Genomic DNA, 22,356 nt, shown 5'->3' with positions numbered 1-22,356 from the left:
CCATGCAGACGCCGCTGCTTGAGACCGAACGGCTGATCCTGCGTCCGCTGGCGCTATCCGACGCGCCGGCGATCCAGCGGCATTTCGACAATTGGAACATCATCCGGCATCTTGCGGCCGTGGTGCCCTGGCCCTATCCGGCGGATGGCGCGGAAACCTTCGTCCGGTTGCAGCTCGACAAGATCACGGCTGGCGAAGAGCTCCACCATTGGGTGCTGGTGCTGAAGGGCGGTGATGGCGAGGCCATCGGCAATATTCATTTCCGGCCCCGTGCAGAGGGCGCCAAAGGCAATCGCGGCTTCTGGCTGGCTGAGCCTTATTGGGGGCGCGGCTTGATGACGGAGGCCATCATCGCGGTGAACGACTTTGCCTTCCTCACGCTTTGCCTCGAACATTTCTACGTCAGCAACGCCGCCACAAACGAGGCTTCGCGCCGGGTCAAGCAGAAGACCGGCGCGGAGTTCGTCGGCTTCATCGAGCTGCCGCATCACGGTGGACAGTCGACGGCTGAGAGATGGATTGTGCAGCGTGAAGCCTGGCTGCGTGGCAGAGGCGCGCAATCACAGGCATGAGTCCCACGGCACGTCAGTGTCGTCGTTCAGCGCATCGGTCGGAGCCGATTGCTCGAGCCTGCTCTGCAGGCGCGCTTCGATCCATTCCCAGAGCCGGCGAATCTCGTCAGCGGCTTTGCCGTCGGGCGCGTATTCGACGGCGGTGAGCCCGGCGGCGAGCGCGTCCTGATGATCGTTGCGGCTGGCGATGAACGGCAATGCCACGATCTCGGCAAGCTCGTGCTCGGCTTCGCGGCTTAGCGCGGACGCGGCGAGGTTGCCACGTTCTCCGCGGATCGAAGCCTGGTTGAGAATGAAGGCAAACGGTCGTCGTGCGGCCCTGACGACGCGCAGTGTCGTGACGGTCGATTCGAGGTCGGCGATGCTCGGTCGCGTCGGCAGCAGGCACAGGTCGGCGCAGAGAATTGCGGTTCGCGTCGCGGCATTCATCCCGGCAGACGTATCGATGATCGCGAGGTCAGTGCCCTCGCGGCGCAGCTTCCGCAACTCTGGTTCGATCTCGCCAGCTTCGTGAACGCTGTCGACGACGACATCATGCGCAAGCCGGCGGCTTTGCCAGTTCGACAGCGTGGCCTGCGGATCGGTGTCGATCAGGCGAACCAGATGGCCAGCGTGCTGCGCGGCGAGCGCGATGCCGGCAGCGAGCGTGCTCTTGCCGCAGCCGCCTTTCTGCGTAGCGAAGACCAGTGTGTGCATGGAGCGGTCCTAGCCGACACGAGGCGCATCCCGAACGGATCGCGAATCGCTTCCGACAATGCCGCAATATGACAGTTTTGTGAATGTTGTAGTACTACGGAGCGCGAGCGAAGCAAATCCGGCCGGGCTGGTGGCCGGATTGCTTCGTCGCCTGGGCTCATTCACCGGATGGCAAAGAGCCCGTCTTGCAGCCTGAGCGATCGCCCCGCTCAGGATGCCAGAACAGTTTCGTCCGCCGAAAGCTCGGCGGCGGCATGCAGCACACCGTCTGCGGCCGACATGACCTGATCGATCAGGAGATTGCCGGCGGAGAGTTCGAGACGGGTCTCGATCCAGCGCCAGAGGCCGCGGATTTCCTCGGTCGACTTGCCGTTCGGTGCGAACTCGCTGACGGCGAGGCCGGAGGCGAGCGAGTCCTGGTGGTCGTTGCGCATCACGATCAGCGGGCGTGCGAGCACGTCGGTGAGATCGAGCGCGGCTTCCTCGGCGAGCGTGTTGGCCGCGTTGTCGATGCGCTGGCCGCGGATCGGCGTCTGGTTCAGCACGAAGCTGTAGGGACGCTTCCAGGCGCGTGCGACGCTGACGGTGGAGACGGTCGCCTCGATGTCGGCGACGCTCGGGCGGGCCGGGATCAGGCAGAGGTTGGAATGGCGGATCGCCGCGGTGGTCGCGGCGGACAGGCCGGCCGCGGTGTCGACGATCGCAAGCTGGAGACCGCTGTCGGCCAGCATGTTCAGCCGCGGCGCGAAATCGGCGGCGTGATAGATCGGCTCGACGACGACGTCATCGTTGTTGCGACGGCGCGCCCAGTTGGACAGGGTGCCCTGCGGGTCGGTCTCGATCAGGCGAACGGTGAAGCCGGCCTGCTTGGCAGCCAGCGCGAGGCCGATGGCGAGCGTGCTCTTGCCACTCCCACCCTTTTGGGTGGCCAGTACGATCGTGTGCATGGGAAGCTGAATCCTTTGGAGTGCTTGGGTCTGGGGTAACGCCACGCGAACGTGCATCGCTTTTTGATGCTGAGCTCTTCTCGCTCAGGACGTGCCCTGCCCGATCCAAAGGGGACCGCGGATGTCCGAATCAACGATAGCGATGATGGCAGAATCGGGAATGCCAGTTAATCCGTACCAGTACTGGACCCGTAGAAGTGCCTATGGTGTGCTTGCCATCGTGAACAAGAAGGACCAGCAGCATGAGCGGAAACTGGCGCGACCGGACGGCAACAAACTTCGAATGTCAGAAGATGCCGGCGGTCTCGAGCCGCGGCATGGTGGTGAGCAATCACCCGCTGGCCTCCAGCGCCGGCGCCGAGATGCTGGCGGCCGGCGGCAACGCCATCGACGCTGCGATCGCCACGCTGTTCACGCTGACCGTGGTCGAGCCGATGATGGTCGGCATCATCGGCGGCGGCATGGCGCATATTCGCCTGGCCGACGGCAGCCACCGCGTCATCGATGGCCAGAGCACGGTGCCATCGGCGGTTCGCGACACCACCTACACCTCCAAGCCGGGCTCGGCGCACGACGTGTTCGACACCGTCGGCAATGAGAACCTCAACGGCCCGAAGGCGGTCGCCACGCCGGGCTCGCTGAAAGCCTGGTGCGAGACGCTGCGAAGGTTCGGCACCATGAGCCTTGCCGATGTCATGCAGCCCGCGATCAAGCACGCCGCGCGCGGCTATGCGGCGACGCCCTACTTGCACGAATGCATCAGCGAGTGCGCCGCGACGATGCGCAAGGACAAGCCGATATCGGCGGTGTTCATGCCCAATGGCGAGCCGCTCAAGGTCGGCGAGCGCGTGGTGCAATCAGAATATGCCGAGACACTTCGCTATATCGCCGATCACGGCGAGAACGCGCTCTACGAGGGTCCGCTCGGCGACATCCTCGCCGACTACATGGAGAAGGCTGGCGGCTTCATCCGTCGCAATGACCTGACCAACTACAGAACCGTCGAGCGGCAGCCGATCCGCGCCGACTATCGCGGCTGGATCATCCTTGGGCCGCCACCGCCCGCAGCCTCCGGCGTGCACATCGCGCAGATGCTGAACATTCTGGAAGGCTACGATATCGCCAGCCTTGGCTTCGGCACAGCCGAGACCATCCATTACCTCGCCGAAGTCCTGAAGATCGCGTTCGCCGATCGCGCCGCGGCAAGTGGTGATCCTGACTATGTCGGCGTGCCCGTGGAGAAGCTGACGTCGAAGGCTTACGCCGAGGAACGCCGCCGCACGATCGATCCGGCGCGCGCGCAGGCTTTTGGTGCCGGCGTGACGCAGCTCGAGAGCGCACACACCACGCACATGACGGCGGCAGACAGTTTTGGCAACGTGATCGCGACCACGCAGACCATCAACAACCTGTTTGGCGCGAAGATCATGATCCCGGGCCTCGGTGCCATCGCCAACAATTACATGAACCTGTTCGACCCGCGTCCGGGCCATGCGCTGTCGCTAGCGCCGGGCAAGCGCGTGACGACCTCGATGTCGCCGATGATGGCTTTACACGACGGCAAGCTGCGCTATGCGCTAGGCCTGCCCGGCGGCAAGCGCATTTTCCCGAGCGCGATGCAGGCGCTGGTCAATCTGATCGATCACGGCATGAGCCTGCAGGAGGCCGTCGAAGCACCGCGGGTCTGGACAGAGGGCAATGCGCTCGAGGTCGAGCAGAAGGTGCCGGAGAGCGTGCGGACAAAACTCACGGCGTTCGGCCACACGGTCCAGCCGGTCGCCACAGTCGCCGGCGGCATGAATGGTATCGCCTTCCACGACGACGGCACCATGACCGGTGCCGCGTGCTGGCGCGCGGATGGCACGCCAGTGGGGATTTCGGGCGGCCTTGCGAAGAGCGGGGTGCGATTCAGGCTGAGCTAGTCTCGTGCCCCGGGCGCAGCGCAGCGCAAAGCGGTGCGCTGCAGAGCCGGGGCCCAGAAAGCCACTAGCACGGAGCGTGAGGATGCATGGGTCCCGGCTCGGCACAGCAACGCTGGAGCGTTGCAGAGCGTCCGGGACAAGATGGTTACTTCCGCACGCAAATCACACGCACGACCGCGGCTTTCGTGTCGGTCGATGTGCCGTTCGCGGTAACAGCATTCGCCTTCAGAAAATCGCGCACGGTCTCCGCCGACACCATCACGGCCTGTGAGGCCGGAATCGCTGTCGCGGGGCCCGCGACGATCGCCGGCTTCAGCAGCGCAACGCCGGCGAACTTGCCATCGCTGTCGATGGCCGGGCTGCCGGAGAAACCGACGGCGGGCGGTGGAGACAATGCAGAGTCGCTGCGCGTGACTGGCGCCAGCGCGCCCTTGACGTTCGAAACGTTGGTCGCGCCGCCCTGGCTTTGGGGATCGGCGATGCCGACGACATCCACGCTGGTCTTCGCAGCGCCGCTGGTGAGGCTGAGCGGCTTGAGGCCGCGCGCGCCGTAGATGTGCAGCAGCGCGAGATCGTGCTCCTTATCCTCGGCAAGGCGGTCGGCATTGCCGTAGCCGCCGATGGTGATTGCGAGGCAGCTATCGGTGACAAGGCGATCGGTGACGATCGCACCGTCGTCGCTGACGACGATGCCGGTCCCATATTCAACAGTCTTGCGCGGCGCAGGCCCAGCCTGCGGACCAGACGGAAACGCATTGAACGCGCTCGACATCGCGATCACGACAGGCTCGACCGTGTTCTCGGTCGCCTGGTCGTACAGGATCGTCATGATGCGGACTTCGTCGCCCTTGAAGGTGCCGCGCACATAAAACTTCTTCAGGCCCTGCAACCCCGACAGCACGAAGAAGTCGGGCTTCACCACGGTGTAGTCGACCTTGCGTCCGGCCGGCTCCTTCTTCTCGGTTTCAGCGAGCTTTGCGGTGGTCGGGTTTGCTTCCTTGCGACGGCTGAGCAGAACCTGCACCGTGCCCGTTGGCGAAGACCATTTCGAGCCGTTGGCGTCGGTCGCCTGATTTGGCACCAGCTTGGAGGGAATGCCGAGCCGCGCGCCGCTGGTCATTTCAGTCACGATCTTCCAGCCGACGCTATCCTGCTTGCGCCGTGCGGTTTCGGCGAGCGCGGAGCGCTCCTGCGGGTTGAGCACGCCGGTCGGCTTGCCGCCCTTTTTCTTCTGGTATTCCTTGATGGCATCGACCATGCGCGAGCTGACATCGCCGGTGATCGCGCCGTTATATTCGCCGACCCAGGCGAGGTCGGATTGCAGCGCCAGCCGCTCGGCCTGCGCCATCGCGTCGGCCGTTTCCGACGGCGTTTGCAGGGCGGGGGGCTTGATCGGAACGGTCTGGACCATCTTCGGCTTGGCGCCGGGGACCTGCGGCGCCGTCATCTGGGCGTGCGCGCCTGTGGCAGAGGCCAACATCAGTGTTGCCGCAAGCATCGATCTCATGACAAATCCAGCCAGCCCATTGAACGCGCTGCCATTGAAGCACATCTCGTTGGTCGCGAACAATGTTGCGGTGGTTCAGGAGTCAAAGAGCTTGCTCAGCCCGGACGAACTCGAACGCTATGCCCGCCATATCGTGCTGCGCGATGTCGGCGGCCCCGGTCAGGCCGCGCTGAAGCGGGCCTCCGTGCTGGTGATCGGCGCGGGCGGGCTCGGTGCGCCGGCGCTGATGTATCTGGCGGCCGCCGGCATCGGAACGTTGGGCGTGGTCGATGACGACGTCGTGTCACTGTCGAACCTGCAGCGCCAGGTGATCCATACGACGCCCGACATCGGCCGCCACAAGGTCGAGAGCGCGGCCGAGCGGATCGCAGAGCTCAATCCACATGTCCGCTTCGTCGGCCACGCCACCTGGCTCAACGCGGACAATGCGCTATCGCTGATCGGCGACTACGACCTCGTGCTCGATGGCTCCGACAATTTCTCGACGCGCTATCTGGTCTCGGACGCCTGCTTCTTCGCGAAGCGGCCGTTGATCACGGCGGCGCTCGGGACGTTTGACGGCTCGCTCACCACCATCCGCGCGCACGAGACCAACGAGCAGGGCGTCTTCAATCCGACCTATCGCTGCCTGTTTCCGGAAGCGCCGCCGCCGGGCACCGTGCCGGCCTGCGCGGAAGCCGGCGTCATGGGCGCGCTCGCGGGCGTGATGGGCTCGATGATGGCGCTGGAGGCGATCCGCGAGATCGTCGGCTTCGGCGAGGGCCTCGTCGGCCGCCTTCTGATGATCGACGCCCGCGCGATGCGCTTCGAGACGCTGCGCTACGCCCGCGATCCCGCCAATCCGCTCAATGGCGATGGTCCTGTGGTCACCGATCTCAGTGCCCATCGCCCCTGAGGGCGATCCGTTTTGAACGTCACAGCATGCTCGGCAGCACGCGATCCGGCGGCTTGTGGGCGTCGAGGAAGGTGCGGATGTTGATGATCACCTTCTCGCCCATCTCGACGCGGCCCTCGATCGTGGCCGAGCCCATATGCGGCATCAGGATCACCTTGCCGGCCTTGGCAAGCCGCACCAGCTTCGGATTGACCGCGGGCTCGTGCTCATAGACGTCGAGGGCGGCGCCGCCGATCTCGCCGCCTTCGATCAGCTTGATCAGCGTGTCTTCGTCCGTCACCTCTCCGCGTGCGGTGTTGACGATGTAGGCGTCTTTCCGGATCAGCTTCAGCCGTCGCGCCGAGAGCAGATGGTAGGTCGCCGGCGTGTGCGGACAGTTCACCGAGATGATGTCCATCCGCGCCAGCATCTGGTCGAGGCTTTCCCAATAGGTCGCGCCAAGCTCTTCGGCGATCTTGGGCGCGACGGGACGGCGATTGTGGTAGTGGATCTGCAAGCCGAAGGCGCGGGCGCGTCGCGCGACTGCCTGGCCGATGCGGCCCATGCCGATGATGCCGAGACGCTTGCCGCCGATGCGGTGGCCGAGCATCCAGGTCGGCGACCAGCCCGCCCAGGGCTTTCCTTCCGTCAGCACGGAGGCGCCTTCGATCATCCGGCGCGGCACGGCCAGGATCAGCGCCATCGTCATGTCGGCGGTGTCTTCGGTCAGAACCTTCGGCGTGTTGGTGACCGTGATGCCACGGGCATGTGCGGCCTCGACGTCGATATTGTCGACACCGTTGCCGAAATTCGCGATCAGGCGGAGCTTGCAGTCGGGCTGGTTGACGATGTCGGCGCTGATGTGATCGGTGACCGTGGGAACCAGGATGTCGGCGGTGCGCGCGGCCTCGGCGATCTGCTCGGCCGACATCGGTGTGTCCTCGAGATTGATGCGTGCGTCGAACAGCTCGCGCATCCGGGTCTCGATCGAGTCCGGCAGCTTGCGCGTCACCACGACGAGGGGCTTTTTCTTCACCGACATGTCCTGCCCTCATGAGGCGTTGCAGGCCGCCTCTGTCGCCAAAGGCCGGCCGTTGAGGCCTCATTAACCCGGTTGTTCGACACTGCAACAGCCGTGTCGTCCCCGGCGTTTCCTTCAAGCTTTCCCGAGATTTCCGGCCGGAAAATCGGGGCAAACTGGTTGTTCAAGCGTCCGTCCTCTCTAGCAGAAGGCCGGGCCAAGACAAGTTGGCTTCGGGAACACCCGCGTGGGGCGGAACAGGGAATGATGCGGCAGGGTTTGGAATTGGGGTGAGGGCCGGGCTTTGAGCCCCGGTCTTCGACAGGAGACGGGTTGATGGCGTTGGGGCGTTTTTGTTCGGTGATGGCGCTCGTTTGCACCTGGTTGAGCGCCTCGGTCGGCCCCTCGCATTCGGCCAAGGACACCACCCCCCAGACCGCCAGCGGCCTGCCGGTGCCGCGCTATGTCAGTCTCAAATCGGATCACGTCAACGTCCGCGCCGGCCCGACCAAGGATAATGACGTGGCCTGGGTCTACACCCGCGCCGGCTTGCCGGTCGAAATCACCGCCGAGTTCGAGAACTGGCGCCGGGTGCGCGATTCCGAAGGCGCCGAGGGCTGGGTCTATCACTCCCTGCTGTCGGGCCGCCGCACTGCGGTGGTCACCATGAAGAACAAGGACGATCTCGCGCCGATCTATGACCGCGCCGATCCCGACAGCGCGGTTGCCGCAAAGCTCCAGGCCGGCGTCGTCACCACGGTGAAAAAATGCACCACCAACTGGTGCCACATCACCGGCAGCGGCTTTGATGGCTGGATCCAGCAGGAACGCCTTTGGGGCGTCTATACGGACGAGCAGGTCAACTGACGTCGAAGGCGTCATCCCGGGGCGATGCTTTAGCATCGAACCCGGGATCTCGAGATTCCGGGTTCGGTGCTCCGCACCGCCCCGGAATGACGGTGTAAAACAATATGGCCGGGACGAGCCCGGCCACCACGATCAAATCAGCAGTGGACGATCTCAGCGCTTCTTGCGCAGGCGCACGACCATGTCGACGCGCGCGATCTCGTAACCCTCCGGCACCTCCGGCATCTTGGACAGCGCCAGATGCGGATCCTCGATATCGACCAGCTCGTGGCTGTTCTCGAGGTAGTAGTGATGGTGGGTGGTGACGTTGGTGTCGAAATAGGTCTTGGTGCCGTCGACGCTGACCTGGCGCAGCAGGCCGGCATCGGTCAGCTGGTTCAGCGTGTTGTAGACGGTCGCGAGCGACACCGGCACTTTGGCCAGGGTTGCTTCCTCATAGAGCATTTCAGCCGTGAGGTGGCGCGCGCCCTTGCCGAACAGCAGCCAGCCCAGAGCCATGCGCTGGCGCGTCGGGCGCAGGCCGGCAGACTGGAGCATTTCGTTGACGTCATGCCAGGGGCAGCCGGTCAGGGCCGGCTGGCGGCCGGACAGAAGGGCCGCATGGGCATCCTCGTCGTGACGGATCGCGTTATTTTCGCTCATTTCCAGAATTCGGGCACGCGTGAACACTATCTGTCTGCAATATATGGACAGATAGATGCAGATGCAAGTTTCTCGCAACTAGAGCGGTTCTAATCAGCAGAGGAACCGGCGCGACACCCCGTCATTCTACCTTCATGGGACCGCTTTGCTACCCGAAAAGGCCTGTGTTAGAGAGCGCGCGGTTCCGCTCAACCGATTTAGGCGCGGCCAGGCATTGGGGCCCGGTCTGCGGTCTATCCAGCTCTCGGTTATTGGCGCCTGACGACGGCAATTTGTGTTGCCTTCCGAGCAGGACGGGGCCCATTTTTGCCAGAAACGCCGCTCAATCGGGGTTCAAACAGAGGCTTCCGCATGCTGAACAGGCGCAACGGTTACGAGTACGAAGATTTGCTGGCATGTGCCCGCGGTGAGATGTTCGGTCCCGGCAATGCGCAATTGCCCCTGCCGCCGATGCTCATGTTCGACCGCGTCGCGGAAATTAACGATCATGGCGGCGAATTCGGCAAGGGCCTGGTGCGCGCCGAGCTCGACGTGAAATCCGACCTCTGGTTCTTCGGCTGCCACTTCAAGAACGACCCCGTGATGCCGGGCTGCCTGGGCCTCGATGCACTGTGGCAAATGGTCGGCTTTTATCTGGGTTGGAGCGGTGGCGAAGGTCGCGGTCGTGCACTCGGCCTCAGCGAACTGAAGTTCGGCGGCCAGGTGCTGCCCGAGGCTCGCAAGGTTGTGTACAACGTCGATATCAAGCGCGTGATGCGTTCAAAGCTGGTGCTCGGCATTGCCGACGGATGGCTTTCGGTCGACGACCAGATTATTTATCGCGCCAAGGATCTGAAGGTCGGCCTGTTCAAGCAGGGCACGAGCCTGAGCTAAGCGCATCATCGAGAAGACAACGATTTAGGCGAGGCTGTCATGAGGCGGGTTGTGGTCACCGGGATGGGTATCGTCTCGTCGATCGGAAACAACACCCAGGAAGTGCTTGCGAGCCTTCACGAGGCGAAGTCGGGCATTTCGCGGGCCGAGAAATATGCCGAGCTCGGCTTTCGTTCGCAGGTGCAGGGTGCGCCCACGCTCGATCCTGCGACGGTCGTCGATCGTCGCGCGATGCGCTTTCTCGGTCAGGGCGCGGCGTGGAATCACATCGCGATGGAGCAGGCGATCCAGGACTCCGGCCTCGGCCCGGAGGAAGTCTCCAACATCCGCACCGGTATCATCATGGGCTCCGGTGGCCCGTCCGCTCGCACCATCGTCGAGTCGGCCGACATCACCCGCACCAAGGGACCAAAGCGCGTCGGTCCGTTTGCCGTGCCGAAGGCGATGTCGTCGACGGCGTCCGCGACGCTCGCGACCTGGTTCAAGATCAAAGGCGTGAACTATTCGATCTCTTCGGCCTGCGCGACGTCGAACCATTGTGTCGGCAATGCCTATGAGACGATCCAGATCGGCAAGCAGGACGTCATCTTCGCCGGTGGCTGCGAGGAGCTGGACTGGTCGCTGTCGGTGCTGTTCGACGCGATGGGCGCGATGTCGTCGAAGTACAACGACACGCCCGCCACTGCCTCGCGTCCCTATGACGTCAACCGCGACGGCTTCGTCATTGCCGGTGGCGCCGGTGTGCTGGTGCTCGAAGAGCTCGAGCATGCCAAGGCGCGCGGCGCGCGCATCTACGGCGAGATCGTCGGCTATGGCGCGACGTCGGACGGTTACGACATGGTCGCCCCGTCGGGTGAAGGCGCCGAGCGCTGCATGCGCATGGCGATGTCGACGGTGAAGACCAAGGTCGACTACATCAATCCGCACGCGACTTCGACGCCGGCGGGCGATCCGCCTGAGATCGACGCGCTCCGCCGCGTGTTCGGCGCCGGCGAAAAGTGCCCGCCGATCTCGGCGACCAAGGCGCTGACCGGCCATTCGCTGGGCGCGACCGGCGTGCAGGAAGCGATCTACTCGCTGCTGATGATGAACAACGGCTTCATCTGCGAGAGCGCTCACATCCAGGAGCTCGATCCTGTCTTCGCCGACATGCCGATCGTGCGCAAGCGCATCGACAACGTCAAGATCGGCACCGTGCTCTCGAACTCGTTCGGCTTCGGCGGCACCAACGCCACACTGGTGTTCAGCCGGATGGACGTGTGACGTTATTGCCGACGCACTAGAGATTCTTCTCGTCATGGCCGGGCTCGTCCCGGCCATCCACGTCTTAACTTCTGGCTGCGAAGGGCGTGGATGCCCGGGACATAGGCGAGCGAAGCGACGCCGTCCTTCAGACGGCTATGCCCGGGCATGACGAAGAGCGGAGATTTGCACGCAATGGAAGGTCTGATGAAAGGCAAGCGCGGTCTGATCATGGGCATCGCCAATGATCATTCGATCGCCTGGGGCATGGCGAAGACGCTGCATGCTCACGGTGCCGAGCTCGCCTTCACCTTCCAGGGCGAGGCGCTGGGCAAGCGCGTCAAGCCGCTGGCGGAATCTCTCGGTGTCGAATTGGTGCTGCCTTGCGATGTCGAGGACATCGCCAGTGTCGACGCCACCTTCGATGTGCTCCGTGAGAAGTGGGGCAAGCTCGACTTCGTCATCCACGCGATCGGCTTTGCCGACAAGAACGAGCTGAAGGGCCGCTACGCCGACACCAGCCGCGAGAATTTCTCGCGCACCATGGTGATCTCCTGCTTCTCCTTCACCGAGGTCGCAAAGCGCGCGGCCGAGCTGATGACGGATGGCGGCAGCATGATCACGCTGACCTTCGGCGCCTCCGAGCGGTCGATGCCGAACTACAACGTGATGGGCGTGGCCAAGGCAGCGCTGGAAGCCTCGGTGCGCTATCTCGCTTCCGATTTCGGACCGCGTGGTATCCGCGTCAACGCGATCTCGGCCGGCCCCATCCGCACGCTCGCCGGCTCCGGCATCGGCGAAGCGCGCGCGATGTTCGCCTTCATGCAGAAGCATTCGCCGCTTCGCCGTGGCGTCACGCTCGACGAGCTCGGCGGCTCGGCGCTGTATCTGCTGTCGGATCTCTCGGGCGGTGTGACTGGCGAGATCCACTACGTCGATTCCGGCTATAACATCGTCCTGATGCCGCGGCCGGACGATTTGAAGGACCCGGAGTAAGACTCCGCGGGGTGGGCAAAGGAGCGGAAGCGACGTGTTGATCAGCGCGCGTCGCTGTCGCGTGCCGCTCGTTGCAACCCGAGCATGAGCGGCAGCGTCTTGTCGAGACTTTCCGTTAGCATGGCGCGCACGCTGTCGCGCAGCACTGGATTGTCGGCGGCATCTTCAGGGCGCGTTGGAAACGATTCTGCGGGCAACTCGCGATAAGGACCGCCGAGTAGCCTGCCCAAAAGCCTCTGCACCGCCAGGGAATGATGCACGTTGATCAGCGCAGAGCTCTGTCTGACGACAGAGAAGTCGCGGCCGTCAAAGATGCGAATAAACGCCAGGGCATAGAGAAAGATGCGACGCCCGAGCACCACATCCTGATTGAGGATGCCGAAGCCGCGGACCGTATAGTTCGATGACCCGATTGGGCTGATCGAATTGAGGATCTGGATGTAGTGCCGGCAATTCGTTCCTTTCGCGACCTGGCGCATGTATTCGGCCAGCTCCGCGTTGAGATCGCGGAACAACCTGTCCTTCAACGTGTCCTTCGATTCATCGTGGGGAGGAAATTTCGCCGGGTTGTAGGGGATTCTCAGAACGGATACGCCAGCTGGGATCGTGGCGCGAATCCGCGCGAAGATCAGATCGTTGAGGCCCCAGCCCGGGATCGGAATGACCGTCTTCTTGTACTGAAATATGGTCAGGCCGGTCGTCTGAAGCGTGAACTCATCGCCAGTGGTGACGACGACACCGAAGTCGCAAGGGTCGGCGGAAGCGGGCTTACCCGTCGCCTCGCGCCGCGTGCTCGTCTTGCCGTTGGCTTGTTTGACGGCTGATCCTGCCGTCTCCAATTGAATTTGTGCCCGAGCCTGGGTTGCAAAACACCACAGGATGATCGTGACGACGAACAGCCGGGCCATGATACTGGACGCAACGGTGTTCGCAGGCGCAGCCAAACTTGATCCTTCGGCCTGTCGCGTCGGCATAGGCGCTTACTCGCCCTTGATGTACGCGGGCAAGAACTTGTCCAGCTTTGCTGTGATCAGGCTACGCGCGCAGTCGCGCAGCGTCGCGTTGTTGGTCGCCTGCTCCGGTGTTTTGGGAAAGTCGAGATCGTTGAGAATGCGAATGTCGTCGTTCTTGTTCGAGAAACTCGATGCAAGCACATCTCCGAAATTCCGGGAGGGTGCCCGGTGGATCTCAAAGGTGCGCCCGTCGAATACGTTCAGAAGAAAATAAGCGACCACGACGCCTCGTCCGGAAGGACTCGCCCAATTCTTGTAGACTCCGACGCCTTCGATTGACTGGTTGGTGCCATCAACCGAAACGCGGGATTTCGTGGCAACGATGTAACGTTCGCAATTGGCGCCGCCGGCGATCTGACGCACCAGGGCTGTCAGGTCGTCGCGGTTATTACGGAACAGCTTTGCTTCGGGGTGATAATACGGTCTGAAGGCGCCATTGGCGTAAGTGATCTTTCGGACCGCGATGCCGGGAGCCGCGGCACGAACCCGCGTGACCAGGAGATCGTCGAGGCCCCACGCATCGATCGGCGCCTCCAGATATTCGTTACCGAACATCGTGAGGCCGACATGCTGGACCGAAAACTGGTCTCCGATCGCGGAAATGACGCCGATCTGGCAGGGACCGGTTTCTGTCGATGCCGGGGCCCGTGCACCGGCGGCCGCTTTCGGCGCCTGTTTCTTTGCTGCAGGCTTGGCGGGGGCAGACGGAGCGGGAGGCGTTTGTGCGGCTGCCGACGTCAAAAGGGATAGCAGCGCGATCAGCGAGACAGCAATTCGAACCATGGATTCCGGGAGACCAGGGGCTGGAGACGTCGGACACGCCAGACTAAGTTGGGATTGTGACAACCGCAAGCTGCGTCCGGAGTTCGGTGCCTACCCGGCGGCCCGCTTCCATCGATAGCACTTCATCACGAAGCCTGTGACCGGGGAGAGCTCTTCCCCCTCGAACACAAATCCCTCGCGCTCGTACCAGCGCCAGGCCTTTTCGTTCTCGCGGACGCAGCGCAGGTATATCTCGTCAGGCATCTGCGCGCGCGTGAAGGCGAGCAGTTTCCGGCCGAGCGATTGCCCCTGATAGGGAGGGCCGACGAACAGCATGTCGAGATAGAGTTTTGGCAGATGCAGCGCCAGCATCGCGGCGATGGTGCCGGCGTCGTCGGCGACGAACAGGCTCCAGCCGTCCTCGATCTCGCGCCGGATGCGCGCACGCAGGTTCGCCAGCAGGAATTCGCTGGCCTCGGCGAGGCCGGTGGAGACCCAGCTCTCCATCCAGACGCGGCCGATCTCGTCATATTCCTCGGTGCGGGCGGGGCGAATGATCGGATCCGACATCGCGGCCTCAAGCCTTCTGGCTGCGCACGGCCTGCCGCGGCCGCGCCTTGCCGGCTGACAGGCACACCACCTCGGAGATCTGCAGCAGCTGCCGGGCCAGCGGGCTTGTCTTGCGCCAGACCATGCCGATCGTGCGCGAGGGCTCGGGGTCGCGGAAGCGCGACAGCGAGACCGAGGCCGAACGCGTCTCCACCGAGACCGCCATCTCCGGAATCAGGGTGACGCCGATGCCGGCGCTGACCATCTGCACCAGCGTCGATAGCGAATTCGCATCCAGCATCTCACGGGGCGGTGCCGATTGCATGTTGCAGAACGACAGCGCCTGGTCGCGGAAACAATGGCCCTCTTCGAGCAGCAACAAGCGCATCTCGCGCATCATCTCGCGCGACGGCGCTGGCGTGCCCGCATCCGTGCCCGGCCGCACCAGCAGGAATTTTTCCTCGAACAGGGCGACCTCGGTGAGCGAGGGTTCGGAGACCGGCAGCGCGACGATGGCGGTGTCGAGCCGGCCCTCGACCAATTCCTGGATCAGCCGCGGCGTCATGGTCTCGCGCACGCGGATGTCGAGCTCCGGATGCATGCGCGTGAGATTCTTGGTGATCTTGGGCAGGAGATACGGCGCGATGGTCGGGATCATGCCGATGCGCAGGCGTCCGGCAAAACGGTCCTGCGAGGCCCGGGCGAAATCGCCGAGCTCATCGACCGAGCGCAGGATGTCGCGGACGCGTTGTGCGAGCTCCTCGCCGAACCGGGTCAGTCCCACCTGGCGGGCGCTGCGCTCCAGCAGCAGGCCGCCGAGCGCCTCCTCAAGTTCCTTGATCTGCATCGACAGCGCCGGCTGCGAGATGGAGCAGGACTCCGCGGCGCGGCCGAAATGGCCGTGACGTGCCAAGGCATCGAAATACCGCAGCTGGCGCAGCGTCAGATTGATCATCAGAAAAACCTATCGCAGCGATCATTAAAGTCAACTTCCCCTGATCGAACGTGGCGCTTAGAGTGATTCCACCTGGTCAATGGCGCGAGTGCGACGCCACCAGAGGAGGTATTCATGGACGACACTTCGAAGTGCCCGTTTTCGGGCGGCAAACGCGTGCCAGCAAACCGCGACTGGTGGCCCACCAATCTCAGCATCGACATGCTGCACAAGAACTCCGGCCTGTCCGACCCGATGGGCGAGGCGTTCGACTACGCCAAGGAATTCAAGACGCTCGACCTGAATGCGGTCGTCAAGGACCTGACCGCCCTGATGACGGATTCGCAGGAATGGTGGCCGGCCGACTTCGGTCACTATGGCGGCCTCATGATCCGCATGGCCTGGCATAGCGCGGGCACCTACCGCATCACCGACGGCCGCGGTGGCGCCGGTGCCGGTCAGCAGCGTTTCGCTCCGCTCAACTCCTGGCCTGACAACGCCAACCTCGATAAGGCGCGCCGGCTGCTTTGGCCGATCAAGCAGAAATATGGCCGGAAGATTTCCTGGGCCGACCTGATGGTGCTTGCCGGCAACGTCGCGCTGGAGTCGATGGGCTTCAAGACCTTCGGCTTCGCCGGTGGCCGCGCCGACGTCTGGGAGCCGGAAGAGCTCTATTGGGGTCCCGAAGGGACCTGGCTCGGCGATGAGCGCTATAGCGGCGAACGCCAGCTCGCCGAACCGCTTGGCGCGGTGCAGATGGGCCTCATCTACGTCAATCCGGAAGGCCCGAACGGCAAGCCGGATCCGCTCGCCGCGGCCAAGGACATCCGCGAGACCTTCTTCCGCATGGCGATGAACGACGAAGAGACCGTCGCGCTGATCGCCGGCGGCCACACCTTCGGCAAGACCCATGGCGCCGGCGATCCGTCGCTGGTTGGTCCCGAGCCGGAAGCGGGCGCGCTCGAAGACCAGGGCCTCGGCTGGAAGAGCAAGCACGCCTCGGGCCTCGCCGGTGATTCCATCACCAGCGGTCTCGAAGTGACCTGGACCACGACGCCGACGAAGTGGAGCAACAATTTCTTCGAGAATCTGTTCAAGTACGAATGGGAGCTGACGAAGAGCCCCGGTGGTGCGAACCAGTGGACCGCCAAGGGCGCCGACGCGATCATCCCCGACGCGTTCGACAGGTCGAAGAAGCATCGCCCGACGATGCTGACGACCGATCTCTCGCTGCGCTTCGATCCGGCCTATGAGAAGATCTCGCGCCGCTTCCTGGAGCATCCCGATCAGTTCGCGGACGCGTTCGCCCGCGCCTGGTTCAAGCTGACCCACCGCGACATGGGCCCGATCCAGCGCTATCTCGGCCCGCTGGTGCCGAAGGAGACGCTGATCTGGCAGGATCCGATTCCGGCCGTGAACCACGAGCTGGTCAGCGAGCAGGACATCGCTGCGCTGAAGACCAAGATCCTGGCTTCGGGTCTCTCTGTGTCCGAGCTGGTCTCGACCGCCTGGGCGTCGGCCTCGACGTTCCGTGGTTCGGACAAGCGCGGCGGCGCCAACGGCGCGCGCATCCGTCTTGCCCCGCAGAAAGACTGGGAGGTCAACGAGCCGGCTCAGCTCGCCAAGGTGCTCGGCAAGCTCGAAGCGATCCAGAAGGACTTCAACGCGTCTTCAGGCGCCAAGAAGGTCTCGATTGCCGACCTGATCGTCCTCGGTGGTTCGGCCGCGGTCGAGAAGGCCGCCAAGGATGCCGGCGTCGACGTCAAGGTCGGCTTCACGCCGGGCCGCATGGATGCCTCGCAGGAGCAGACGGATGCTGCCTCCTTCGCACCGCTCGAGCCGCGCGCCGATGGCTTCCGCAACTATGTCGGCAAGAAGCATCAGTTCCTGCAGCAGGAAGAGGCGCTCGTCGATCGCGCGCAGCTTCTGAAGCTCACGGGTCCTGAGCTGACCGTGCTGGTCGGTGGTCTTCGCGTGCTCGGTGCCAATGCGAACGGGTCGAAGCACGGCGTCCTCACCGCGAAGGTCGGCACGCTCTCCAACGACTACTTCGTCAACCTGCTCGACATGAGCACGGCGTGGACGCCGGTTGCCGATGGCTCCTACGAGGCCCGCGACCGCAAGACCAACGCGGTGAAGTGGACCGCGACGCGTGCCGATTTGATCTTCGGCTCGCACTCGCAGCTCCGCGCCTTCGCCGAGGTCTATGCCTCGTCGGATTCCAAGGAGAAGTTCGCCAAGGACTTTGCCAAGGCCTGGACCAAGGTGATGAACCTCGACCGGTTCGACATCGCCTGATCGACGGCGAACGAGACACAAACAAAAAAGGGCGACCGCGAGGCCGCCCTTCTTTTTTGGTACGTGAGCGAGATTTACTCGCCGGCTGCTTCGCGCGGAGCCTTCTCGCCCTCGCCGCCCTTGCCTTCGAGGTCTTCGCCGGTGGTCTGGTCGACGACCTTCATCGACAGGCGGGTCTTGCCGCGGTCGTCGAAGCCGAGCAGCTTGACCTTGACCTTGTCGCCTTCCTTGACGACGTCGGAGGTCTTCTGCACGCGCGCCGAAGCGAGCTGGCTGATGTGGACGAGGCCGTCCTTGGAGCCGAAGAAGTTCACGAAGGCGCCGAACTCCATCACCTTGACGACGGTGCCGTCATAGATCTGGCCGACTTCCGGATCGGACGCGATCGACTTGATCCACTTGATCGCGGCCTTCATCGCCTCGCCATCGGAGGAGGCGACCTTCACGGTGCCGTCGTCCTCGATGTTGACCTTGGCGCCGGTCTTCTCGACGATCTCGCGAATCACCTTGCCGCCGGTGCCGATCACTTCGCGGATCTTGTCGGTGGCGATCTTGAAGGTCTCGATGCGCGGCGCGTATTCGCCGAGCTCGGCGCGGGCGTTGGTGAGCGCCTTCGCCATCTCGCCGAGGATGTGGATGCGACCTTCCTTGGCCTGGCCGAGAGCGACCTTCATGATCTCCTCGGTGATGCCCTCGATCTTGATGTCCATCTGCAGCGAGGTGATGCCCGCTTCCGTGCCGGCCACCTTGAAGTCCATGTCGCCGAGATGGTCCTCGTCACCGAGGATGTCCGAGAGAACCGCGAAGCGCTTGTCTTCGAGGATCAGGCCCATCGCGATGCCCGCGGTCGGCCGCTTCAACGGCACGCCGGCGTCCATCAGCGCGAGCGAGGCGCCGCAGACCGAAGCCATCGACGAGGAGCCGTTGGATTCGGTGATCTCGGAGACCACGCGGATCGTGTACGGGAACTCGTGATGCGGCGGCAGCACCGGGTGGATCGCGCGCCAGGCCAGCTTGCCGTGGCCGATCTCGCGGCGCTTGGTGCCGCCGAGGCGACCGGTCTCACCGACCGAGTAGGGAGGGAAGTTGTAGTGCAGCAGGAACGTCTCTTTGTACGTTCCGGACAGCGCGTCGATGTACTGCTCGTCCTCGCCGGTGCCGAGCGTGGTCACGACCAGGCCCTGGGTCTCGCCGCGGGTGAACAGCGCCGAGCCGTGGGCGCGGGGCAGCACGCCGACTTCGGCGATGATGTTGCGCACGGTCTTGCTGTCACGGCCGTCGATGCGCTTGCCGGTGTCGAGGATGTTCCAGCGAACGATCTTCGCCTCGAGCTCCTTGAACACGGCGCTGATGCGCAGCTTGTCGTATTTCGGCTCCTGCCCTTCGGGGAAGTAGTGGGCGATCACCTTTTCCTTGACCTTGCCGACCGCGGCGTAGCGATCCTGCTTGACCGGAATGGCGTAGGCGGTGCGCAGCTCCTGCTCGACGAGGCCGAGCATTTCCTTTTCGAGCGCCGCATTGTCGATGACGGTGACTTCGCGCGGCTCCTTGGCGGCCTTCTCGGCGAGCTGGATGATCGCGTTGATGACCGGCTGGAAGTGGCGGTGACCAAACATCACCGCGCCGAGCATGATCTCTTCGTTCAGCTCCTTGGCTTCCGATTCGACCATCAGCACGGCGTCGGCAGTGCCGGCGACGACCAGGTCGAGCTGAGTGTCGACCATCTCGTCGAGCGTCGGGTTGAGGATGAACTCGTCATTGGCGAAGCCGACACGGGCAGCGCCGATCGGGCCCTTGAACGGCGCGCCGGACAGCGTCAGCGCGGCCGAGGAGGCCACCAGCGCCACGATATCGGGATCGTTTTCCATGTCGTGCGAGAGCACGGTGACGATCACCTGGGTCTCGTTGCGCCAGCCGTCGACGAACAGCGGACGGATCGGACGGTCGATCAGGCGGGAGACCAGAGTCTCCTTCTCGGTCGGACGTCCCTCGCGCTTGAAATAGCCGCCGGGAATGCGGCCAGCTGCGTAGGTCTTCTCCTGGTAGTCGACGGTCAGCGGCAGGAAGTCGACGCCTTCACGCGGCGACTTCGCCGCGACGACGGTGGCGAGCACCACGGTCTCGCCATAGGTGGCGACGACGGCGCCATCGGCCTGGCGTGCGATCTTGCCGGTTTCGAGCTTGAGGGGGCGTCCGCCCCAGTCGATCTCGACTGAATGCTTATTGAACATAGAGGTCTTCTTTCATGGGTTCTCGAAAGAAGGAACGGCTCGAAAAACAAAAACCATGTCAAGATTGCAGGACGCTGATCGGAGCGGGCGATCAGCGTCCTGCGATCCTGCCATGGTTTTTGGATGTCGGATGGCGTCCATCCTTTCGGGTCATACGGGCACCTTGCCCGTTGCGCCCAGCCGCCGGATTGCTGCTGGACTGTCAGTCGGCACGAGCGCGAATACCGAACCGTGGTTTTCGCTGTTCATGCCCCCGGATGCGAAACATCGCTTGGGCATGATCCGGAAAAGTGCGAAGCGGTTTTCCGAAAAGATCATGCTCAAACAAAAATCCAAAGTGCGACTCCTGTCGCGCTTTGGGTCCGCACCGGACGTACGCGTAAGCCTCGATCAAAAACCTTAAAACAAACGCTTTGGCTCGAACTCACGCGTAAAAACGCGCGCCGGTGGCGCGCGCAAGAGCTGTTAGCGACGAATGTTGTGCTTCTCGAGCAGCGCCTTGTAACGCGCCTCGTCCCGCTTCTTCAGATAGTCGAGGAGCGAGCGGCGGGTCGAGACCAGCTTCAGGAGGCCACGACGCGAATGGTTGTCCTTCACGTGGGTCTTGAAGTGGTTGGTCAGGTTGTTGATGCGCTCCGACAGGATCGCGACCTGAACCTCGGGCGAACCGGTATCACCGGCCTTGGTGGCATTCGTCTTGATGACTTCCGCTTTGCGTTCTGCGGCAATCGACATCGTCAATTTCTCTCGTTGCGACCGGTTGAGGCAGTCAAGCCGGTCAGGTTGAACACACGCTTGGGGATGATTTCGCCATTGCCAACTTCAGCAAGCGCCAAAAGACGGCCTGCCACCGTGACATAGACTGTGCCGCTACTTGTGGGCGCATCCCGTCCGCGCAACAAAACGGCTTGGCCCCGATGGAGCCTTGCCGCATCAGCCCGAGTGACGGCCAGTGCCGGGATGTCGTCCAGCGCGGTCTCAACGGGCATCAGCGCGTCGGCGAGGCTTCCCTCGCCGGACGCGGCTCTATCGCACAAAGCCTCCAGCTGATCCAGTGGAATCATGTCGTTTTCGCCGAATGGGCCGACCAGGGTCCGCCTGAGCGCGCAGATATGGCCGAAAGTGCCGAGAATCCGGCCCATATCGCGCGCAAGCGCGCGGACATAGGTACCCTTGCCGCATTCGGCCTCGAACACGGCCCGGTCGTTATCCGGTTGATCCACAAGGGTTAAATGGTGAATCTCGACCGGGCGGGCGGCCAGTTCCACGACCTCGCCGTCGCGGGCAAGGTCATAGGCGCGCTCGCCCTGGACCTTGATCGCCGAATAACGTGGCGGAACCTGCTCGATCACCCCGGTGAAACGCGGCAGCAGGGCCAGGATGGCCTCGCGGGTCGGGCGCTGGTCGGATGTCGCGGTGACTTGGCCCTCGATGTCGTCGGTGTCGCGCTCCTCGCCCCAGCACACGGTGAAGCGGTAGCGCTTGCGGCCGTCCATCACGAAGGGAACCGTCTTGGTGGCTTCACCCAGTGCGATCGGCAGGCCGCCGGAGGCGAGCGGATCGAGCGTGCCGGCGTGGCCGGCGCGCTTCGCATTGAACAGCCGCTTGAGCACGGCGACGGCCTGCGTCGAGGTCATGCCGATCGGCTTGTCGAGCACGACCCAGCCGTGCACGTCGCGCCGGTCGCGGCGCACCTGATTGCCCTTCTGCTTGTTCGCGCGCGGATCGTTGTTGACGCGACGCGCCTCCTGATGCGGCTGCGCATTGCCGCCGACATCTGCAAAATTATTTTGCTGCGCCTCGCGCGCATTGGCCTCGTCGCTGGCGATCGTGCCGTGAGCCGGGTCCATCATCATTGTTCTTCTTCCCGATCCGAATCCGGATCCTGTTCCAAATCCTTTTGCACCGCAGGCGTTCGCAAAAGCTTCTCGATCCGTTCCGCTTCGTCGAATCGTTCGTCGACGCGGAAGCGAAGGTCGGGTGCAAATTTCAGGTTAACGCGCCGCGCGACTTCGCCGCGCAGGAATTTCTTGTTGCGATCGAGCGCAGTGATGACGAGCTCGGTGTCGCGTCCGCCGAGCGGCATCACGTAGATGGTCGCGAGCTTCAAATCGGGCGACATCCGCACCTCCGGCACGGTGATGATGTGACCTTCGAGGTCCGCATCATGCACGCTGCCTTGCGCCAGAATATCGGCTATCGCGTGGCGAACCTGCTCGCCGACACGCAGCTGGCGCTGCGAGCCGCCGGTCGCGGAACTCTTCTTCTGATGATGGCGCGGCATAGTCGGAAATCACCTCAACGTGCCCGCGTTGGGACACGAGCATTGTCATTTGTCCTGTTGAAACGAATGGAGCGTGGATGGCCGGAATAAGTCCGGCCATCGCACTCCCGCAATTTCAGCTCAAAA

22 protein-coding genes are annotated in these 22,356 nt (G+C 63.6%); 9 read left to right on the top strand and 13 right to left on the bottom strand.

The window, feature by feature from the left end:
• Window positions 1-2 precede the first annotated feature (2 nt).
• Window positions 3-572, top strand: a complete 570-nt coding sequence (locus tag M2427_RS26075) for a GNAT family N-acetyltransferase (RefSeq protein ID WP_280709679.1) — start codon at window positions 3-5, stop codon at window positions 570-572.
• On the opposite strand, the gene M2427_RS26070 is transcribed toward M2427_RS26075, so the two are convergent.
• Both M2427_RS26070 and M2427_RS26065 read right to left on the bottom strand, forming a co-directional pair.
• Window positions 561-1,268, bottom strand: coding sequence for a ParA family protein (locus M2427_RS26070; RefSeq protein WP_280709678.1), 708 nt, complete (start codon window positions 1,266-1,268; stop codon window positions 561-563). The genes M2427_RS26075 and M2427_RS26070 overlap by 12 nt on opposite strands.
• Window positions 1,269-1,477: 209 nt before the next feature.
• Entirely contained in the window at window positions 1,478-2,215 is a 738-nt protein-coding gene (locus M2427_RS26065; RefSeq protein ID WP_280709677.1) for a ParA family protein, read from the bottom strand.
• A 242-nt stretch (window positions 2,216-2,457) separates the two neighbouring features.
• On the opposite strand from M2427_RS26065, the gene ggt reads away from it, so the two are divergent.
• On the top strand, window positions 2,458-4,137 hold the full coding sequence (gene ggt / locus M2427_RS26060; RefSeq protein WP_280709676.1) for a gamma-glutamyltransferase: 1,680 nt from the start codon (window positions 2,458-2,460) through the stop codon (window positions 4,135-4,137).
• Between the two features lie 145 nt (window positions 4,138-4,282).
• Here ggt and M2427_RS26055 read toward each other — a convergent pair whose 3' ends face one another.
• Window positions 4,283-5,644, bottom strand: a complete 1,362-nt coding sequence (locus M2427_RS26055; RefSeq protein ID WP_280709675.1) for a serine protease — start codon at window positions 5,642-5,644, stop codon at window positions 4,283-4,285.
• Window positions 5,645-5,735: 91 nt separating this feature from the next.
• Between M2427_RS26055 and moeB the strand changes: the two genes are divergently transcribed.
• Complete coding sequence (gene moeB, locus M2427_RS26050) at window positions 5,736-6,539, top strand: molybdopterin-synthase adenylyltransferase MoeB (protein WP_280709734.1); 804 nt, start codon at window positions 5,736-5,738, stop codon at window positions 6,537-6,539.
• A 19-nt stretch (window positions 6,540-6,558) separates the two neighbouring features.
• Here the strand turns inward: moeB and M2427_RS26045 are convergent, their stop codons facing one another.
• A complete protein-coding gene (locus M2427_RS26045; protein ID WP_280709674.1) occupies window positions 6,559-7,560 on the bottom strand; it encodes a D-glycerate dehydrogenase in 1,002 nt (333 codons plus the stop codon).
• Between the two features lie 315 nt (window positions 7,561-7,875).
• Between M2427_RS26045 and M2427_RS26040 the strand changes: the two genes are divergently transcribed.
• Window positions 7,876-8,406: an SH3 domain-containing protein gene (locus M2427_RS26040; RefSeq protein WP_280709673.1), complete on the top strand. Its 531-nt coding sequence runs from the start codon at window positions 7,876-7,878 to the stop codon at window positions 8,404-8,406.
• A gap of 153 nt (window positions 8,407-8,559) precedes the next feature.
• On the opposite strand, the gene irrA is transcribed toward M2427_RS26040, so the two are convergent.
• Complete coding sequence (gene irrA / locus M2427_RS26035; RefSeq protein ID WP_280709672.1) at window positions 8,560-9,048, bottom strand: iron response transcriptional regulator IrrA; 489 nt, start codon at window positions 9,046-9,048, stop codon at window positions 8,560-8,562.
• 351 nt (window positions 9,049-9,399) lie between these two features.
• Between irrA and fabA the strand changes: the two genes are divergently transcribed.
• From fabA to fabI, 3 genes are all read left to right on the top strand, one after another.
• Window positions 9,400-9,921 (top strand): bifunctional 3-hydroxydecanoyl-ACP dehydratase/trans-2-decenoyl-ACP isomerase, encoded by a 522-nt coding sequence (gene fabA / locus M2427_RS26030; protein ID WP_280709671.1) that lies wholly within the window; start codon window positions 9,400-9,402, stop codon window positions 9,919-9,921.
• 39 nt (window positions 9,922-9,960) lie between these two features.
• Window positions 9,961-11,184, top strand: a complete 1,224-nt coding sequence (gene fabB, locus M2427_RS26025; protein ID WP_280709670.1) for a beta-ketoacyl-ACP synthase I — start codon at window positions 9,961-9,963, stop codon at window positions 11,182-11,184.
• Between the two features lie 174 nt (window positions 11,185-11,358).
• Window positions 11,359-12,159 (top strand): enoyl-ACP reductase FabI, encoded by an 801-nt coding sequence (gene fabI, locus M2427_RS26020; RefSeq protein ID WP_280709668.1) that lies wholly within the window; start codon window positions 11,359-11,361, stop codon window positions 12,157-12,159.
• A 41-nt stretch (window positions 12,160-12,200) separates the two neighbouring features.
• Here fabI and M2427_RS26015 read toward each other — a convergent pair whose 3' ends face one another.
• The 4 genes from M2427_RS26015 to M2427_RS26000 form a co-directional block, all read right to left on the bottom strand.
• Complete coding sequence (locus M2427_RS26015) at window positions 12,201-13,067, bottom strand: hypothetical protein (protein WP_280709666.1); 867 nt, start codon at window positions 13,065-13,067, stop codon at window positions 12,201-12,203.
• Window positions 13,068-13,139: 72 nt separating this feature from the next.
• Complete coding sequence (locus M2427_RS26010) at window positions 13,140-13,955, bottom strand: hypothetical protein (protein ID WP_280709665.1); 816 nt, start codon at window positions 13,953-13,955, stop codon at window positions 13,140-13,142.
• 90 nt (window positions 13,956-14,045) lie between these two features.
• On the bottom strand, window positions 14,046-14,504 hold the full coding sequence (locus M2427_RS26005) for a GNAT family N-acetyltransferase (protein WP_280709664.1): 459 nt from the start codon (window positions 14,502-14,504) through the stop codon (window positions 14,046-14,048).
• Window positions 14,505-14,511: 7 nt separating this feature from the next.
• Window positions 14,512-15,438 (bottom strand): hydrogen peroxide-inducible genes activator, encoded by a 927-nt coding sequence (locus M2427_RS26000; protein WP_280709663.1) that lies wholly within the window; start codon window positions 15,436-15,438, stop codon window positions 14,512-14,514.
• 114 nt (window positions 15,439-15,552) lie between these two features.
• Between M2427_RS26000 and katG the strand changes: the two genes are divergently transcribed.
• Window positions 15,553-17,715: a catalase/peroxidase HPI gene (gene katG / locus M2427_RS25995; protein WP_280709662.1), complete on the top strand. Its 2,163-nt coding sequence runs from the start codon at window positions 15,553-15,555 to the stop codon at window positions 17,713-17,715.
• Window positions 17,716-17,789: 74 nt separating this feature from the next.
• On the opposite strand, the gene pnp is transcribed toward katG, so the two are convergent.
• Window positions 17,790-19,946 carry a polyribonucleotide nucleotidyltransferase gene (pnp, locus tag M2427_RS25990; protein WP_280709661.1) on the bottom strand — a complete coding sequence of 719 codons (2,157 nt, stop codon included), beginning with the start codon at window positions 19,944-19,946 and terminating at the stop codon, window positions 17,790-17,792.
• 130 nt (window positions 19,947-20,076) lie between these two features.
• On the opposite strand from pnp, the gene M2427_RS25985 reads away from it, so the two are divergent.
• Window positions 20,077-20,349, top strand: a complete 273-nt coding sequence (locus tag M2427_RS25985; protein WP_280709660.1) for a hypothetical protein — start codon at window positions 20,077-20,079, stop codon at window positions 20,347-20,349.
• 62 nt (window positions 20,350-20,411) lie between these two features.
• Here the strand turns inward: M2427_RS25985 and rpsO are convergent, their stop codons facing one another.
• From rpsO to rbfA, 3 genes are read right to left on the bottom strand one after another with little or no spacing between them, the layout of a single operon-like run.
• Window positions 20,412-20,681: a 30S ribosomal protein S15 gene (rpsO, locus tag M2427_RS25980; RefSeq protein WP_018644188.1), complete on the bottom strand. Its 270-nt coding sequence runs from the start codon at window positions 20,679-20,681 to the stop codon at window positions 20,412-20,414.
• A gap of 2 nt (window positions 20,682-20,683) precedes the next feature.
• A complete protein-coding gene (gene truB, locus M2427_RS25975; protein ID WP_280709657.1) occupies window positions 20,684-21,802 on the bottom strand; it encodes a tRNA pseudouridine(55) synthase TruB in 1,119 nt (372 codons plus the stop codon).
• Window positions 21,799-22,230 carry a 30S ribosome-binding factor RbfA gene (gene rbfA / locus M2427_RS25970; RefSeq protein ID WP_280709656.1) on the bottom strand — a complete coding sequence of 144 codons (432 nt, stop codon included), beginning with the start codon at window positions 22,228-22,230 and terminating at the stop codon, window positions 21,799-21,801. Before rbfA ends, truB begins: the two co-directional genes overlap by 4 nt.
• Between the last annotated feature and the right edge of the window lie 126 nt (window positions 22,231-22,356).

Origin of the sequence: Bradyrhizobium sp. BR13661 (assembly GCF_029892425.1) — a bacterium.
Taxonomy (GTDB): Bacteria; Pseudomonadota; Alphaproteobacteria; order Rhizobiales; family Xanthobacteraceae; genus Bradyrhizobium.
The sequence above is the reverse complement of the archived record's forward strand: the minus strand, read 5'-3'. Positions and strand labels throughout refer to the sequence as shown.